11 protein-coding genes are annotated in these 16,302 nt (G+C 72.4%); 4 read left to right on the forward strand and 7 right to left on the reverse strand.

All coding sequences use genetic code 11. The features are described 5' to 3' along the window. Positions 1–194: 194 nt before the first annotated feature. From ettA to OG395_RS33765, 3 genes are read left to right on the forward strand one after another with little or no spacing between them, the layout of a single operon-like run. Positions 195–1,859, forward strand: coding sequence for an energy-dependent translational throttle protein EttA (gene ettA / locus OG395_RS33755; protein ID WP_327246294.1), 1,665 nt, complete (start codon positions 195–197; stop codon positions 1,857–1,859). A gap of 5 nt (positions 1,860–1,864) precedes the next feature. Continuing rightward, complete coding sequence (locus OG395_RS33760; RefSeq protein WP_327246295.1) at positions 1,865–2,287, forward strand: acyl-CoA thioesterase; 423 nt, start codon at positions 1,865–1,867, stop codon at positions 2,285–2,287. Further along, positions 2,284–2,970: a hypothetical protein gene (locus tag OG395_RS33765; protein WP_327246296.1), complete on the forward strand. Its 687-nt coding sequence runs from the start codon at positions 2,284–2,286 to the stop codon at positions 2,968–2,970. Before OG395_RS33760 ends, OG395_RS33765 begins: the two co-directional genes overlap by 4 nt. A 279-nt stretch (positions 2,971–3,249) precedes the next feature. Here the strand turns inward: OG395_RS33765 and OG395_RS33770 are convergent, their stop codons facing one another. From OG395_RS33770 to OG395_RS33785, 4 genes are all read right to left on the reverse strand, one after another. Continuing rightward, complete coding sequence (locus tag OG395_RS33770) at positions 3,250–4,212, reverse strand: ABC transporter ATP-binding protein (protein ID WP_327246297.1); 963 nt, start codon at positions 4,210–4,212, stop codon at positions 3,250–3,252. Further along, complete coding sequence (locus tag OG395_RS33775; protein WP_327246298.1) at positions 4,209–7,028, reverse strand: FtsX-like permease family protein; 2,820 nt, start codon at positions 7,026–7,028, stop codon at positions 4,209–4,211. The genes OG395_RS33770 and OG395_RS33775 overlap by 4 nt, the downstream gene beginning before the upstream one ends. A gap of 1 nt (position 7,029) precedes the next feature. Continuing rightward, positions 7,030–10,353, reverse strand: a complete 3,324-nt coding sequence (locus OG395_RS33780) for an ABC transporter permease (RefSeq protein WP_327246299.1) — start codon at positions 10,351–10,353, stop codon at positions 7,030–7,032. A 187-nt stretch (positions 10,354–10,540) separates the two neighbouring features. Continuing rightward, positions 10,541–10,945 carry a globin gene (locus OG395_RS33785; RefSeq protein WP_327246300.1) on the reverse strand — a complete coding sequence of 135 codons (405 nt, stop codon included), beginning with the start codon at positions 10,943–10,945 and terminating at the stop codon, positions 10,541–10,543. 325 nt (positions 10,946–11,270) lie between these two features. On the opposite strand from OG395_RS33785, the gene OG395_RS33790 reads away from it, so the two are divergent. Beyond that, on the forward strand, positions 11,271–12,251 hold the full coding sequence (locus OG395_RS33790) for a methyltransferase domain-containing protein (protein WP_327246301.1): 981 nt from the start codon (positions 11,271–11,273) through the stop codon (positions 12,249–12,251). 9 nt (positions 12,252–12,260) lie between these two features. On the opposite strand, the gene OG395_RS33795 is transcribed toward OG395_RS33790, so the two are convergent. The 3 genes from OG395_RS33795 to OG395_RS33805 all read right to left on the reverse strand — a co-directional run bounded on the left by OG395_RS33795 (position 12,261) and on the right by OG395_RS33805 (position 16,301). After that, a complete protein-coding gene (locus tag OG395_RS33795; protein ID WP_327246302.1) occupies positions 12,261–13,421 on the reverse strand; it encodes an FHA domain-containing protein in 1,161 nt (386 codons plus the stop codon). An 87-nt stretch (positions 13,422–13,508) separates the two neighbouring features. Further along, entirely contained in the window at positions 13,509–14,870 is a 1,362-nt protein-coding gene (locus OG395_RS33800) for a vWA domain-containing protein (RefSeq protein WP_327246303.1), read from the reverse strand. Positions 14,871–14,951: 81 nt separating this feature from the next. Then, positions 14,952–16,301 (reverse strand): PP2C family serine/threonine-protein phosphatase, encoded by a 1,350-nt coding sequence (locus OG395_RS33805; RefSeq protein ID WP_327246304.1) that lies wholly within the window; start codon positions 16,299–16,301, stop codon positions 14,952–14,954. Position 16,302: the final 1 nt, after the last annotated feature.

Genomic DNA, 16,302 nt, shown 5'->3' on the forward strand with positions numbered 1-16,302 from the left:
GTGCCGGGCCGTCTGTGGGCCGTGCGAGGGCGCCCGAGGTCGAGTGATGACAACCGGCAGTGACAGGTGGGCTACGAGGATGAATGTGGAGGTCGCAGGTCAGAGGGGTGTGGCCACGCGGGTTTCCCCCGCGGGGTGGACGTCAGGCAAGATGGGGTGTATCTGCCCACACATCGATTGCCGGACGGTTTCTCTTGGCTGAGTACATCTACACGATGCGCAAGACGCGCAAGGCGCACGGCGACAAGGTGATCCTTGACGACGTCACGCTGAGCTTCCTGCCTGGGGCGAAGATCGGTGTGGTGGGCCCCAACGGTGCCGGTAAGTCCACGGTGCTGAAGATCATGGCGGGCCTGGAGCAGCCGTCCAACGGTGACGCGTTCCTGTCGCCCGGTTTCAGTGTCGGCATCCTCATGCAGGAGCCGCACCTCGACGAGACCAAGACGGTCCTGGAGAACGTCCAGGACGGAGCCGCCGAGATCATGGGCAAGCTCACGCGCTTCAACGAGGTCGCCGAGCTCATGGCGACCGACTACTCCGACGCGCTCATGGACGAGATGGGCAAGCTCCAGGAGGACCTGGACCACGCCAACGCGTGGGACCTGGACGCCCAGCTGGAGCAGGCCATGGACGCGCTGGGCTGCCCGCCCGGCGACTGGCCCGTCGTGAACCTCTCCGGTGGCGAGAAGCGTCGCGTCGCGCTCTGCAAGCTGCTGATCGAGGCCCCGGACCTGCTCCTCCTCGACGAGCCCACCAACCACCTCGACGCCGAGTCGGTGAACTGGCTGGAGCAGCACCTCTCGAAGTACGCGGGCGCCGTCGTCGCCGTCACGCACGACCGGTACTTCCTCAACAACGTCGCCGAGTGGATCCTCGAGCTGGACCGCGGCCGCGCCATCCCGTACGAGGGCAACTACTCCACGTACCTCGACAAGAAGGCCGCCCGCCTCAAGGTCGAGGGCCGCAAGGACGAGAAGCGCGCCAAGCGGCTCAAGGAAGAGCTGGAGTGGGTCCGCTCCAACGCCAAGGGGCGGCAAACCAAGTCCAAGGCGCGTCTCGCACGTTACGAGGAGATGGCGGCCGAGGCGGACAAGATGCGGAAGCTGGACTTCGAGGAGATCCAGATTCCGCCGGGCCCGCGGCTCGGTTCCATCGTCGTCGAGGTCGAGAACCTCTCGAAGGCCTTCGGCGAGAAGGTCCTCATCGACGACCTGTCGTTCACGCTGCCGCGCAACGGCATCGTCGGCGTCATCGGTCCGAACGGTGCGGGCAAGACCACGCTGTTCAAGATGATCCAGGGCCTGGAGACCCCGGACACCGGCTCCGTCAAGATCGGTGACACGGTCAAGATCTCCTACGTCGACCAGTCCCGCGCCAACATCGACCCGAAGAAGACCCTCTGGGCCGTCGTCTCGGACGAGCTGGACTACATCAACGTCGGCCAGGTCGAGATGCCCTCGCGGGCGTACGTCTCCGCGTTCGGCTTCAAGGGCCCGGACCAGCAGAAGCCGGCCGGCGTCCTGTCCGGTGGTGAGCGCAACCGCCTCAACCTGGCGCTGACGCTCAAGGAGGGCGGCAACCTGCTGCTCCTCGACGAGCCCACCAACGACCTCGACGTCGAAACCCTGTCCTCGCTGGAGAACGCCCTCCTGGAGTTCCCGGGCGCCGCTGTGGTCATCTCCCACGACCGCTGGTTCCTGGACCGCGTCGCCACGCACATCCTGGCGTACGAGGGCGACTCCAAGTGGTACTGGTTCGAGGGCAACTTCGAGTCGTACGAGAAGAACAAGGTCGAGCGCCTCGGTGCGGACGCGGCCCGCCCGCACCGCGCCACGTACAAGAAGCTCACGCGAGGCTGATCGTCTTGGCTCGTCACATCTACAACTGCCCGCTGCGCTGGTCGGACATGGATGCTTTCGGCCACGTCAACAACGTGGTGTTCCTCCGCTACCTGGAGGAGGCGCGCATCGACTTCATGTTCCGGCTGGCGCCGGGGGACGGCTCGCCGTCCTTCGCCGGCGGGTCCGTCGTGGCCCGGCACGAGATCGACTACGTGCGCCCGCTGGTCCACCGGCACGCGCCGGTGACCGTCGAGTCCTGGGTCACGAAAATAGGTGCCGCGTCCCTGACGATCTCGTACGAGATCAAGGACCCGGACCAGGTGTACGTGCGGGCCTCGACCATCGTCGTGCCGTACGACCTGGCCGAGGAGCGACCCCGGCGGATCTCCGCGGAGGAGAAACTCTTCCTCCAGAAGTACCTGGCCGAGGAGCCCGCCTCCGTATGACGGTGCCCGTGCAGTCGTTGCACTTCGCCGACGCGAGGGAGGCGGCGGATCTCGCCGTCTTCCTCGGCCGCCTGCTCCACTACGACCGGGCGGCTGCCGTCCGGTTGCAGGCGGGCGGCGGAGCACTGGCCGTGTTCGGCAGGCCCCCGTCGTTCGAGGTCCTCGCGATCCGGACGGCGCGGCTGGCCGGTCCGATCGACTTCGACATCACCGCTTCCGCCGGTGAACTCCTCGAATCGCTCGACGTCGAGACGGGTGACACCCGTGGCGGGCTGCCCGCGCCCGTCACCGGGCCGCCGTGGACGGGGATGCTCCCGCCGCGCACCGGCTGGCAGGAACGGCCCGGACTGCCCGACCCCGTCTCCCTGCGCACTGCCGTCACCGCCGCGGTGGCGGAGTTCCGCTCCCGCGACGAGGCGCTGCCCGAGGACCGCCGCACCAGGGCGGAACGGGACCTGATCGGCCGCGACATATGGTCGCGCACGGTCGGTGGCACGGGACTCCCGCTGCGCGCCGTCCACGCCGCCCAGTCCCTCGGCTTCCTACGCCCGGCCCCGGACTTCCCGGTCGCGTTGTTCGCCTCGGGGCCGTGGCTGCGGCTGCGTACCCCGTTCGGCTCGATCGCCGTGCGCGGCGCGGGCAGCGGACTCGGCGACCTCGCGGTGACGATCGGCGGCCGCTGACGCCGAGGCCGGTGCGGACCTGCGGGTAAGAGCCTGTCGGGTGACCTTCGATCGGATAGCGGACGGGGGTCTGGTGCGTGCGATTCCAAGGCGGCGAGATGTCCTCGGATGGGGTCTCCCCTGCTCGAGCGAAGCTGAGAGCTTGGGGAAGGAGCTACTAGGATATTTCGGCAACGCGGGAAGCGTGCGTGCCAGGGCGTGGCCGCCCGATCAGAGGTCACCCGACAGGCTCTAGGCGCCCGCCAGTGCCGTGACCGGCACAGCTTGCCGGGAGGGGCACTAGCCGCCGTGCTGGTCGTCCGGCCACACCCCGATGTGGTCCTGCTCCAGCTCCAGCATCACGCGGTGCTCCATCCCGAGCGTCTCCGTGTAGTCGGCGGGCAGCTGCAGCCGCCCCGCGCGGTCGAGCATCGCGTACTCGCGAGCAACCTGGGACTCCTTGCCCGTCGCCGCGTCCACCTCGGTACGGCGCAGCACCTCGGACGACGTACGGCCGTCGCGGATGGCGACCGTACGGCGGACCTCGCCCGCCACCGCCTGGTCGTGGGTGACGATCACGATCGTCGTCCCCAGCTCCTCGTTGGCCCGGCGGAACGCGGCGAACACCTGCTCGCCCGTCGCCGAGTCCAGCTCGCCGGTCGGTTCGTCGGCGAGCAGCACCGAGGGGTTGTTGGCGAGCGCGACGGCAATCGCCACCCGCTGCTGCTGGCCGCCGGACATCTGCGGGGGCCGCCGGTCGCGGCAGTCCGCGACCTCCAGCATCTGCAGCAGCGACTCGGCGCGCGCGGCGCGTTCGCGGTTCCGGCCGCGGCCGCGAAGCTGCATGGGCAGCGTGACGTTCTGGATGGCCGTGAGGTACGGGAGCAGGTTGCGGGCGGTCTGCTGCCAGACGAACCCGACGACGTCCCGGCGGTAACGGAGCCGTTCCTTCTGGCCCATCGACAGAAGATCGCAGCCCGCGACCTTCGCCGATCCGGCCGTCGGCACGTCGAGGCCCGCCAGAATGTTCATCAAGGTCGACTTGCCGCTGCCGGATGCCCCGACGAGCGCCATCAACTCGCCCTCGGTGACCAGCAGATCGAGGCCCTGGAGGGCCTGCACCTCCACCCCGTCCGCGCTGAAGATGCGGACCAGCCGATCGCAGGCGATCAGTGCGTCGTGCCCGTACGAGGGTCGGTCGCGGCGTGCGGCGGCCCGCCGTTCGAGCTCCGCGAGCGTGGTCTCGGTCGTCGACGACGTCATCGGGTGTCTCCTGCTCTGAGTTCGGTGATCGATCCACGGCGCCCGGCCCACCAGGCCTGCACGGCTGCCACGGCGGCGGCGAGTGCGACCACGCCGAGCGCCGGGAGCGCCAGCGACCACAGGTCGGCCCGCAGGGGAGCGGTGTCGAGCGTGTCGGAGCCGGGACCGCTGGACAGCGCCAGCTGTACGAGGTCGACGCCGGGTGCCAGCAGGTCGATCGTCGCCCAGCCGACGAGAAGCCCGCCGATGGCGGCCAGCAGTGCCTGCGGCATCGCCTCCAGGCCGAGGAGCCGTCGGCCCTGCCGGGGAGTGAGGCCCATGGTCCGCAGCCGGGCCAGCAGCGCGGTGCGTTCCGGTGCCGTCTGCAGCAGCGACAGCAGTACGGCGAGCAGGGCGTAGCCCGCGCCGGCCGCGATCGCCGCCGTGTAGATCCGCTCGGCACCCGACTGCATGGGCGTGTCGACGAACGCCGCGCGCTCCTCGGACCGCAGCTGCAGGAAGAACGTCGGGCCCGCCCGGTGCGTGGCCGCGCGCAGCGCCTTCGCGTCCGCGGAGCCGCCGGTGACCAGCAGGGTGGTGGTCTGCCGGTGGGTGAGGGACGCGGCGTCGACGACCAGGAAGTCGGCGTTGTCGACGGCCGGCGTACGCGTCACTGTTCCGACGACCCGCACCTTGAAGTCGCCGGCCAGCGACTCGATGGCGCGCGGCCGTTCGCCGAGCCGCTCGGCCACGGACGGCGAGGCGAGGACGGGCAGCACCCGGTCCTTCGACGGCAGGGTGCCCTTCCCGGGCGCTGCTCCGGTGGCCTTCAGCCGGTCCGCGGGGAACGGTCCGAGACCGGTCGCGCGGGCCAGCCTCGCGTACGTCCCCGGATCGACGCCGACCAGCGTGGCTTTCATGTCGGAGCCGAGGCCGCTGGACGGCAGCGGAACGCTGTACTCGATCTGGACCGGCGCCACTTCCCGTACGCCGCCCGCCTTCCGTACGTCCTGGACCAGCCGGTCCGGGAGTTCTATCGCATCACCCTCGCCGCTGATCCGAGCGTCCGCACCGGTGGCCAGCACCGCCGCGTCGTCCCGCGCGCCGGCGACCCCCGCCAGCACCGAGCCGCCGAACGCGGCCGTCGTCAGCGCGACCAGCAGCGCCAGAAGGGCCGGTGCGCCGCTCGCCGACGCGCGCCCGGCACGGGCCAGTGAGAGGAAGCCGACCGCGCCGCGCAGCCGGGCGACCGAGCGGGAGGCGAGCCGCAGCGGCAGCGGGTACAGGCGGGCGAGGACCAGCGCCGCGATCAGCCCCACCAGCACCGGCGCGGCGCTGACCAGGAAGTCCGAGCCACCGTCCGCGGCGGTACCGCGGCGGCGCAGCGCGGCGACCGCGCCGACGGCCAGCACCAGCAGGGTGAGTTCGGCGACCGTGCGGCGCCGCGACGGGCGGGCGGTCATCATGTCGTCGCGGGCACCGTGCAGTTGCGGTATGCGGTGGCCGAGCGTCGTACCCAGCGGCAGGGCAACACAGACCAGGACGGCGACGGCTGCGGCCCCGACGACCGCGGGCCACAGCCGGACCCGACCGACGGCGGCAACGGCGAGCAGCAGACCGAGCGCCGCCGCGGGCACCGTCGTCACTGCGGTCTCGGCGAACAGCCGTCCGCCGATGCCGCGCAGCGATCCGCCGCGCGAGCGCAGCAGAGCCAGTTCGCTGCGGCGGCGGGCGGCGAGCAGGCCGCCCGTCATCAGCAGGACGACGGCGGCGACGGCACCGATCCCGACGGCGGCGACCGTGACGACCGGGCTGATCGCCGAACGCATTGCGTCGTACCCGGTGAGGACCCCGTCCAGATCGGTCGTCAGTGTCGCCGCCGGACCGGCCAGCGCGCGCAGTTTCAGCAGTTCGGGGCCGCTCTCCAGCGAAGCCACCCGGGAACGCAGCCGGTCCACGTCAAGCGCGGTGAGCCGGTCGGCGTCCGGTGCGATCCGCCAGTACGGCTCGGGCACACCGGTCGTGGCGAGCAGCGCGGGCGCCGCGTCCGGCGGCAGCAGCAGGGCCGCTATCCAGTAGTAACGGGGGGTATCCCTGGAGGGCTTCGCGACCAGCGACGGGGTACGCAGCAGGCGCTCGGACGACCAGTAGGCGGCCTTCGGAAGCTTCGGGGCGATGATGCCGGTAATCCGTACGGTCAGCGGCCGCTCGCCCCGGGTCGGTACCGCGATCGTCGAACCCACCTTGAGCCGCAGTGCCTTCGCGGTCGCTTCGGTGACTGCGGCCTCGACCTCTGTGGCGGCCGCGGTGACCTCGCTGTGGACGGTGGGCCAGGCGCCGTCGCGCAGCGTGGCGTGGGCCGGCAGGTCCGAGGGGGTCGCGTACGTCAGTGCGGGGTCGAGGCCGTAGGGCCGGGGCAGCCATTTCTCCCCGGCGGCGATCGGCTCCGTCGTGTGGATGCCGTACGAGGACTGGGAGGCGTCGGCGTGCACCGGTTCGGGCAGCCCGGCCAGGACCTTGCGGTGGACCGCGCCCAGCGCCGCCCCGCGCACCGCGGCCTCGCGCTTCGCCTCGTCCCCCAGGGCGGGTGGCGGAGCGGTCAACTCCAGCACGCTGCGCCTGGGGTCCTCGACGGCCAGGTCGTGGCGCAGCCCCTTGTTCTCGTACGCGTCGACGGCCCGTGGGAACGCGGCGGCGAGGAACGCCGTGAGCAGCACCAGCAACCCGAGCGCGCAGGCGGCCCCGGGCGCGGTACGCAGCCGGGTACGGACCCACGGGGCACAGGCGCCGGCCCGGGTGATGGCTGCGGAACGACCGCTGTCGGAACGCGGGCTCATGTCAGTTGTCCCCCTGGTGGCGCAGCGAAGTCGCCGGGTCGGCGCGGCGCAGGGCGAGCGCCACCACGATCAGCAGCGGCAGCGCGGCGACGCCTGCCAGCAGCGTGGCGACCTGCCCGGCCGGCAGTTGCACCAGCACGGGCGGCACCGGCTGGGCGGCCTGCCCGGTCAGCACGATGAGTGGCACGACGGCCCTGGTCAGTACGGCCCCGAGCGCGAACCCGACCAGCAGTGCGAGGGCGATCAGCACGCCCTGCTCGGCGGCGATCATCCGGGCCAGCCCGCGGCGCGGCGCACCCAGTGCCCGCAGCACGGCGAATTCGGCGGACCGTTCGCGCTGCGATCCGACGGCGCTCACCGCGAAGCCGACCGCTGCCAGCGCGGCGGCGACGACCGCCACCGCGAGCAGCGCGGACTGCGGTCCGGCGCCCAGCGGGTCGCCCAGCAGATCCCGGGCCGCCTCGTCGCGGACCAGCACTTGAGTCGGGTCGGTGTCGGGCTGCGCACGGAGCGCGGCGGCGACCTTCCCGGTTTGGCCGGGATCGGTGCTCAGCCACCATTCGGTGGCGGTGAGGACCGCGTTCGGGCGGTCCGCGAGGACCTGGCCGAGGGCCCTGAGGTCGAGCAGCAGCGCGCCGCCGTCCCGGAGCCGGGACGCCTCGGCGGCAGCGGCGGTGGTGGCGGCGCCCGGCCCGGTGGTGGGCAGCTGACGGACCGACCGCACGATCTTCACCCGGACCGTTTCGCCGGCCAGCGTGACATCGACGTCCTGCCCCACCTTCGCGCCGGATGCCTTCAGGTAGGCGTCGGTGGCGACCGCGCGGAGCGCCGGGGCCTCGGCGCGGGGCGCGACGACCCGCACGGTGAGGGTCGGCACCCCGTACACCGCGTCCTCGGCCGGAATGGACCCGGTGTCGTATCCGACCGTCAGCGGGTCCCGGTCGGACGCCGCCGCGTGGATGGGGCTGCCTGGCTGCGTCTCGTTGGGGAGGCCGGTGGTCAGGGTGCCCTGCCAGCCGAATCCGGCCGGGACGGGAACCGGCTGGTCGCTGCCGTCCGCGGTCACGGTCCGCAGCCGGCTCACGGCGACCCGGTGCGTCTCGCTCCGGCCGATGGGCTGCGTGCCGTTCAGCTCCAACCCGGTCACGGCCAGCTCACCGGCGGCCGCCACCGCGAGCGACAGGGGGTGCGCCTTGCCGTCGGCCGGTACGGTTCCGAGGAGAACCCGGTACGGAATGCCGTAACGGTCCTCCAGCTCCACGGTGACCTGCGGGGCCATGCCGGACGGCGACGTCCCGTGCGCCGCCGAGGCCACGGAGATCTGCAGGTCGAACCGGATCTCCCGGCTGCCCTTCGGCAGCAGCAGCCCGGCCCGCGCGCTCTTCGGCGGTGTGATCGAGGCGAACAGCCCGTCCGTCGGCCCGTCGTCGAGATCGCCGCGCATCAGCATCCGCTCGTCGGCGTGCGCGGTGTCCAGGGCGACCACGTCGGCGGCACGGTCGCCGGACAGATCCACCGTCGTACGGAATGCGGGTGCCGCCCCCCGTACCCCCGGCAGCTGTGTGTACGCCCCGGTCTTTGTCGGATCGCCGTTGATTCCGCCCACCATGCGCACCGATGCGCCGGTCCTGAAGTCCGCCTGGTCGCCCTGCGAACGGTCCCAGGACGCGCTCTGCCCGATCGCCAGCATGCCCATCGCGGCAGACAGGACCAGCAGGAGCACCGGTCCGGCGCCGCGCAGCGGACGGCGGCTGAACTGCCAGCCGGCCAGCGCGGTGGACAGCCCCCGGCCACCCGCCGCACGACGTTCCGCCAGCCTGGCCGCGGGCGGCAGCAGCCGCAGCGTCAGTACGGTGCCCGCGAGCAGCAGCAGGGCCGGCGCGGCGACGAGCAGCGGATCGATGCCGAGACCGCCCTCCCGGTCACCGCTGAGCGCACCGCTGCCGGAGCTGCCGGTCTGCCGGTCGAGCTGCCAGTACGCCACTGCCGCGATCAGCAGCAGCCCGATGTCGGCGCCCGCGCGCACCGGCCCGGGCAGCGCGGCGGCCCGGCTGCGGCTGCGCATCCCCGCGCTGGCGGCCAGCGCGGGTGCGACGACGGCGAGCGCACAAGCCAGTGCGACGGTGGCGGCCACCAGCCACACGGTGCCGGTCGCGCCCGTGTCGAGCCGCAGTCCGATCCGGGTGAGTTCGCCGCGGTCCGCGAGCAGCCGGGTCAGCGGTCCGGCCAGCAAGGGGGAGATGACGGCGGCGGGCAGCGCGAGCAGAAGTGCCTCGATAGCGGCGAGCGAGGTGATCCGGCCGCGCGAACCACCGCGGGCCCGCAGCAGTTCCGTCTCCCCGCCGCGCTCACTGCTCAGCAGCCGGGCCACGAGCAGCAGCGCGTAACCGGCGAGCAGCACCAGCTGCACGGCGACGATCATCAGGGTCGAGCGGGACACCAGCAGCGCCCGGTCGATCTGGTCGAGGACGGTGGGCAGCGAGGTCTGCACGAGGGCCCCGGCCTTGAACTCAGGGGTGGCGAGGAGCGCCTTCGGGCCCTTGGTCGCGGCGGTGTGCAGCGCGTGGATGCGGTCCGTGGTGACGGTACGGAAGTCGGCGGCGGCCAGCCACGCCATATCGCCGGAGCTGATCCGCCCGGAGCCGAGCACGGCGGGATCGGTGAGCAGCGGACCGTACGTGGTGAAGACGACCTTGCGGACGCCGCGCCCGCCGAGCTCGTCCAACTGCCAGTACGGGTCGGCCTGGTCGGCCGCCTCGTAGAGGCCGGTGATCAGGACCGGCAGCCTGGTGCCCTCGGCGAGCCGGTCGGTGAGCGTGAGTCGCGCGCCGGGCTTCAGCTTCAGCACGTCGGCCGCGACGGAGGGCAGGGCCACCTCGACGGGGGCGCCGCTCTTCCCGCTCCCGGCGCGGGGCAGGCGGCCCGCGGTGAGACGGACGCGGCTGCGGTCGAGCGAGGCGAACCGGGTGAGATCGGGATCGCCGCGCCGGGCCGCCGGAGCCTGCAGGCTCCGCGGCAGCGCGTACGGCCCCGAGGCCTCCAGCTTCCGTACGGTCACCGGCAGGCCGTCGAACGTCTCACGGGCGGCCTTGCGCGCGGCCTGGTCGGCCGCTCCCCGCTGCTCGCGGTCCACCTGTGCGGAGATGACGAGCGACGCGGACGCGGAGGAGCGGTGGGTGAGCGTGTGGCGCAGGGCCGCGTCTCCGATGGAGCCGGAGAAGGCGGTGAGCGCCGCCAGCACCGATGTGGTGAGCAGGACGGCCAGAAGGGCTGCGGCAAGAAGGAGCCGATGCGCCCTCACCCGCAGAAAGACGAACCCCGTCACCTGGCCCCCTCGGCTCTGTCGCCCCACACGCCCCCCGACGCTCCCTGGATGCTTTCAGAGTGCGCCCACTGCTGGAAACCGCTTACGCCCACACCTTGATGGGATCGTGACCGTTATCCGGCGGCGGAGCACCGCATTCCGCACAGTGTGTGCGTGTGTGTGGGGGCGAGGGACGGGGGCTGTGCCGTCAGCCCTCGGTGTTCACCATCGAGGCGGCGGCGTACGTGAGGTAGTCCCACAGCTGCCGCTCGTGCTCGGGGGACAGCCCGAGCTCGTCGAGAGCCACCCGCATCCGGCCCAGCCAGGCATCGTGCGCGGCCCGGTCCACGCGGAACGGGACGTGCCGCATCCGCAGCCTGGGGTGACCGCGCTGCTCGCTGTACGTCCGGGGGCCACCCCAGTACTGGATCAGGAACAGGGTGAACCGCTCCTCGGCCGGCCCCAGGTCCTCCTCCGGATACATCGGCCGCAGCAACGGATCCTCGGCTACTCCCTGGTAGAAGCGGTGGACCAGGCGCCGGAAGGTCTCCTCGCCGCCGACCTGCTCGTAGAAGGTCTGCTCCTGAAGCGTGTCGTGCGGATTCTCTGTCACCCGTCCATGGTCGCAGACGCACCGGCCGAGGACCCGGGTGCTAGGACCCGGACCCGGCAGACCCGGACGGCTCACTCCCCCCGGGGCGCCCGGCTGTGCTCGTACCCCCGGGGAGAGCAGCCCGCCGGCGAAGGGCGCCCGCCGGGGTGCGGGTGCCTGCGACCGTGTTGCAGAGCGGAACGTGGAGTGTGCGAGCAGCGAGTGGAGGATGATCGATCGAATCGGCCGGAAACGGCGGCCCGGGTGGCGTGTACCTGGCGTCCGTCAGCTCCGGTCCGCAGTCCGCCTCGTCGCTTCCCGGGGGCGCGAGCAGGAGAGTGGAGGTATGGGCCCACACCTGGATCAGTTCGCGGCGGCCGGCGCCGAGGCCCGGCGGGCGATGCTGCGGGGGATCGTCGCGGGCGGGGCGCTGGAGGACCCCGCCTGGCGTGCCGCGTTCGAGGCGGTGCCCCGCCATCTGTTCGTGCCGTACTACTACGTGACCGGAACCAGAGGGCCCGAACGGCTCTGGTGCGAGGACCCCGACCCGGCCCGGCGGGCCCAGTGGCTGCACGGCGCGTACGCCGACGGGGCGCTGGCCACCCGGATCCGGGACGGCGAACTCGTCTCGTCGAGCAGCCAGCCGTCGCTGATGGCCCGGATGCTGGAAGAGCTGGACATACGGGACGGCCACACCGTTCTGGAGATCGGCGCGGGCACCGGCTACAACGCCGCGCTGCTCGCCCACCGCCTCGGCGACGACGCGGTGACCACGATGGACCTCGACCCCGAGATCACGGAGTCGGCCCGCAACCATCTGTCGGCGGCGGGCTATCACCCGGCGGTGATCACCGGGGACGGGGCGCGGGGTTGCCCCGAGCGGGGCCCGTACGACCGGATCATCGTGACCTGCACCCTGCCGTCCGTACCGCAGGCATGGCTGGCGCAGTGCAGGCCTCAGGCGCGGATCCTGGCACCGTTCGCGACCGGTCTGATCCTGCTGCGGGTATGTCCGTCACCGCACGGCCCGTATGCCGAGGGGCGGTTCCTCCACACACCCGCGTACTTCGTGCCCCTGCGCGGGGCGCCGCCGGTGCGCCACCCGCACACCGGCGGAGTGCCGAGGCGGGTGGCCGAGAACGAATTGTTCCGGTTCCTGCAGACGCTGACCGGCACCACCCTCGACCCGCGTGAGGCCCTCTCCCTCTGGCAGCGCGAGAAGCGCCCCGAGCGGGAGAGGTTCGGCATCACCCTCCGGGACGGGCGGCAGTGGGCCTGGCTGGACGACCCCGAGGGGCCGTACGCCTGGCCACTGATCGCCGGCTGAGAAACCCGGTCAGCCGCGGCGGATGGTGATCGTCGTCCACGCCCCGACATGCACCTGGTCGCCGTCCTGGAGCGGTACGGGGACGTAGGGCTGGATCGGGTCCTCGGCGCCGTTCAGCGTGGTGCCGTTGGTGGAGTTCTGGTCGACCACGGCCCAGCTGCCGTCGGGCTGCTGCACCAGCACCGCGTGCTGGTGCGAGACGCCCGGATCCTCCGGTGGCACGGACAGATCGACGTCGGGGGACTCACCGGTGCTGTGCCGGCGACGGCCGATGGTGACCTGGTTGCCGATGAGCGGCAGGCGCTGCTCCGGGGAGTACGCGGGCAGGTTGAGCCCGGTCGCCTCGGGGCCGCTGCGCTGCATCATCGCCAGGAAGTACTCACGGTCAGGGGCGATGACCGCCGTCCAGCCCGCGGGCGCCTGGTTCGGGCCCTGGCTCTGCAACGGCTGTTGCGTCGGCACCTGCTGCTGCGACGGCGGTGGCAGCATCCAGTCGTCACCCGTGGCCTGCGGCTGCGGCGGCGCGGGCGGGCCGGACTGCTCGAACGAGGGCGGCGCGCTCTGCTGCTGGAACGAAGGCGGGGGCGGCGGACCCTGCTGCTGGAACGACGGCGCAGGAGGCGGGCCCTGCTGCTGGAAGGACGGGGGCGGCGGGCCCTGTTGCTGGAACGGGTGCGGCGGCTGCTGCGGGCCCGGCCCCGGGGGCCCGGGGGTGAGCGGCTCGGCCGGGCGGTTCACCTGTGAGGGGCGTGAGCTCTGGTACTCGTACGGATCGCGCTGCTGCGGCGGCGCGGGCGGCCCCTGCTGCGCCTGGAAGCCCGGCGGCAGGTTCAGACCGGGCACCGGACCGCCGGGGCCGGGCCCGCCCGGACCGCCGGGCTGCGGGGCCAGCGGGGTGTACGACGTCGCCGTGTTCGTGAGGAAGTTCCAGCGGCACTCCTCGCAGAACGGCGCCATCGCCTCACGCGGGGTGCGGCACTGCGGGCAGAGTTCTGCCTGCTGGGTGGCGTCGGAGCCGGGGCCCTGCGGGTAGCCGTATCCGGGCGCGGGCGGTGGTGGAGGCGGCGGGGGGACTGCACCCGCAGGCGCGCCGGCCCCGGCCATGCGATGGCCGCAGACCTCGCACCAGTCCTCGGAACCCGACTGGTGTCCGTTCGGGCAGGTCGGCATGTCGGCGCTTCCCCCTCTCCTCGTCCGGCCCCGGGGGCCGTCATTTTTTATCGCTTCGCCACGTCGCTGAGCTGCGCGGCCCTCGTGTTATTTCTTCACGCGGACGGTCTTGGTGGAGCGCGTTTCGAGGGTCATCTCGTCGGCCTCCGCGACCTTCGCCTTCAGTCGCACAGTACCTGTCGCCGCATCGACGACGTCGACCACCTTCGAAAGCAGTTTCGCAGTGTCCTCGTTCCCGGACGCCGATGCCAACTGCACCGCACGGCCGAGTTTCGCCGTCGCTCCGTCGAAGTCTCCCGACTTGCGCGCATCGAGCCCCTGCTGGATGACTTGTGCCAGTTCCGCCTGGCCGGTGTAGTGCGCGACCTGCGGATTGATCGAGGTGGATGCCACCATGTCGTCCGTCCACACCGCCCGTACCAGCCCCTGCGAGAGGACCTGCGGAGCCGCCGCGCCCGACGGGTCGGGGAGGATCAGCGAGACGCGGGCGGCGAGCATCTCCTGTCCGATCCCGGCCTCCGGCACCCGTACACACACGTGGTAGTCGCGGGACTCGTCACCCCAGGAACCGGTCGGGTAGTCCCCGGCGCGCGGGCTCGCCCCGGTGCGGCGGTCGGTCAGTTCGGCGACCGTCGGCGCGACCTGCTTCACGAACTTGATCTCGACCCCGACGGGCGTCCACAGGCGCAGCGCCACGTCCGCGACCTCCTTGCCCATCGCGTTCTCCATCATCTGCGTGAAGTCCGCGGCGAGCCCCGCCGGGTCGGCGACGATGTCGGCCGTGCCGAGCAGTGCCGAGGCTATGGCTGTGACCTCTTTCACCTCCCAGTCGGTTCCGACACCACGGGCGTCACAGGTGAAGCGGCCCGCACACGCGTCGAGCGCGGCCCGCAGGTCCTCCGGCGACTCGTGCTCGTTGCGGCCGTCGGTGAGGAGGATGCCGTGCCGGATGTCCACGTCGGCGGCACCGAGCAGCCGGTCGGTCAGCCGCAGCCAGGTGCCGATCGCCGTGCCGCCGCCCGCGCTGAGCCGGCGCAGCGCCTCCTTCGCCTGGGCGCGGGTCTGCGCGTCGGCCACGGCGAGCCGGCCGTTGCCCGGATAGACCTCCTTGGCGATGTGCGTACCGCCGACCACGGCGAACGAGGTGCCGTCGCGCAGGGTGTCGATGGCCGCGGCCGTCGCATCACGGGCGTTGCGCATCTTCGTCGGCGGATAGTCCATCGAACCGGAGCAGTCCACCATGATCACCACGGCCGCTTTCGGCCCCTGGCCCGGCAGCCGCGCGGGCGAGAGAGTCGCCCCGGTCAGCGGAACGCCACCGGTGGTGCCGCCGCCGGTCGAGGTGACCGTGACGATCGCGTTGACCTCGCGGCCGCCCTCCGGCAGATATTCGTTCTGGTACACCTCGACGGAGAACTGCGGCACGTGGGACTTGGAGAAGTTGGCCATCTGATCGGCTCCTGGCAGAGGTGGCAGAGCTGGCAAAGGTCGCAGCGGACAAGGGCGCGGGCAGTACCGGACGTGGGGCCGTTACGCCGATCCTGCCCCTGGTGACGGCACGGCGAACGGCAGCAGAGCCACTGTTACGTTGTCGTGGCCCCCACCGTCCAGCGCGTGACCCACCAGGACCCGGGCGCCGTGCAGCGGTCGTTCGTGCGCATCGGCGGGTACCGCGGCGGCCATCTCGGCCGCCGATTCCGCGTAGTTCCACAGGCCGTCCGTGCACACCACGACCAGACCCGGCCGGTCCGGTTTGAACGACGCGGTGTGCGGCTCCAGTTCGTACGCATCGGCGCCGAGCCAGCCCGTGATGGCGTGGGCGCGCTCGTCCGCGTACGCCTCCGCCTCGTTCATCAGGCCCGCCGCCACCATCTGCGCGGCCCAGGAGTCGTCCTCGGTGAGGCGTGCGGGAGGGTGAGTGCGGTCGTCCGGCACCCAGTAGACGCGGCTGTCGCCGACCCAGCCGACGACCAGGAGTCCACCGGCGCTGATCGCGCCGACGAGGGTGCACGCCGGGGCGTTCGTGTGGTGGTGCGGATCGTGCTCCATGGCCCGGCCGTCGTCGTGGGCCAGCGCGTTGACCGACTCGGCCGCCGCGACGATCGCGTCGTGCATCGCCTGCTGCGGGTGGGCGCCGCGCGGCAGCGACTTCAGCAGCGCCTCGTTGGCCGCCGTCGCGGCGGCGGCCGAGGCCTCGTCGGGGCGGCTCGCCGAGGAGACGCCGTCGCAGACGATCGCGACGACGGCCGGGGAGCTGTCCGGCAGGGCGGTCGTCGACACGGCGAACGAGTCCTCGTTGCGGTGATGGCGCAGACCGCGATCGCTGACGGCCGCCACCGAACCGAGCTCCTGCTCCATGTGGTCGCGCTCGCGGGGCTGGGCGTGGCCGCAGTTCTCGCAGTAGCCGTCGGTGTCGACATGACCGGCGCGGCAGGCCACGCACAGCCTGGTGCCCGCCGTGCGTTCCTGTTCCGGGGCGGCGCCGGTGGTACGGGGATCGGGAGCGGCGGGGGCCGCGGGCGCGGCCAGTTCGAAGTCGCCCGACCCGCCCGGCCGGTCGAAACGGACTCCGGCGGGCGGACCGGCCGGGCCGGACGGCTCCGACCGGTCGGCGGCGGACGCGGCCGACCACTCCACCGAACCGGAGGCCGCCGCGGTGTGCCCGCCCGGGCCGGCCACCGGCGCACCGGTCCCTTGCGCACCGGTCGCGGGCGCACCGGTCACCGGCACGGTGATCGCGACGGTCGGGCGGTCCTCCGGCGGCGCGGGTACGACCGACAGGTCGTACCCGCACGCGCCGCAGAACAGGTCGCCCGATTCCAGCGGCTCCTCGCAGTTGGGACACCTCGACAAGGCGGTCTCCTGGTGCATCCGCGACATC

Origin of the sequence: Streptomyces sp. NBC_01320 (assembly GCF_035974375.1) — a bacterium.
Lineage (GTDB): Bacteria > Actinomycetota > Actinomycetes > Streptomycetales > Streptomycetaceae > Streptomyces > Streptomyces yanii.

Bases quoted from the DNA above. Each gene is read 5' to 3' on its own strand.
- OG395_RS33765 (WP_327246296.1), top strand. From the start codon at position 2,284: ATGACGGTGCCCGTGCAGTCGTTGCACTTCGCCGACGCGAGGGAGGCG.
- OG395_RS33770 (WP_327246297.1), bottom strand. From the start codon at position 4,212: ATGACGTCGTCGACGACCGAGACCACGCTCGCGGAGCTCGAACGGCGG.
- OG395_RS33775 (WP_327246298.1), bottom strand. From the start codon at position 7,028: ATGAGCCCGCGTTCCGACAGCGGTCGTTCCGCAGCCATCACCCGGGCC.
- OG395_RS33790 (WP_327246301.1), top strand. From the start codon at position 11,271: ATGGGCCCACACCTGGATCAGTTCGCGGCGGCCGGCGCCGAGGCCCGG.
- OG395_RS33795 (WP_327246302.1), bottom strand. From the start codon at position 13,421: ATGCCGACCTGCCCGAACGGACACCAGTCGGGTTCCGAGGACTGGTGC.
- OG395_RS33800 (WP_327246303.1), bottom strand. From the start codon at position 14,870: ATGGCCAACTTCTCCAAGTCCCACGTGCCGCAGTTCTCCGTCGAGGTG.
- OG395_RS33805 (WP_327246304.1), bottom strand. From the start codon at position 16,301: ATGTCGCGGATGCACCAGGAGACCGCCTTGTCGAGGTGTCCCAACTGC.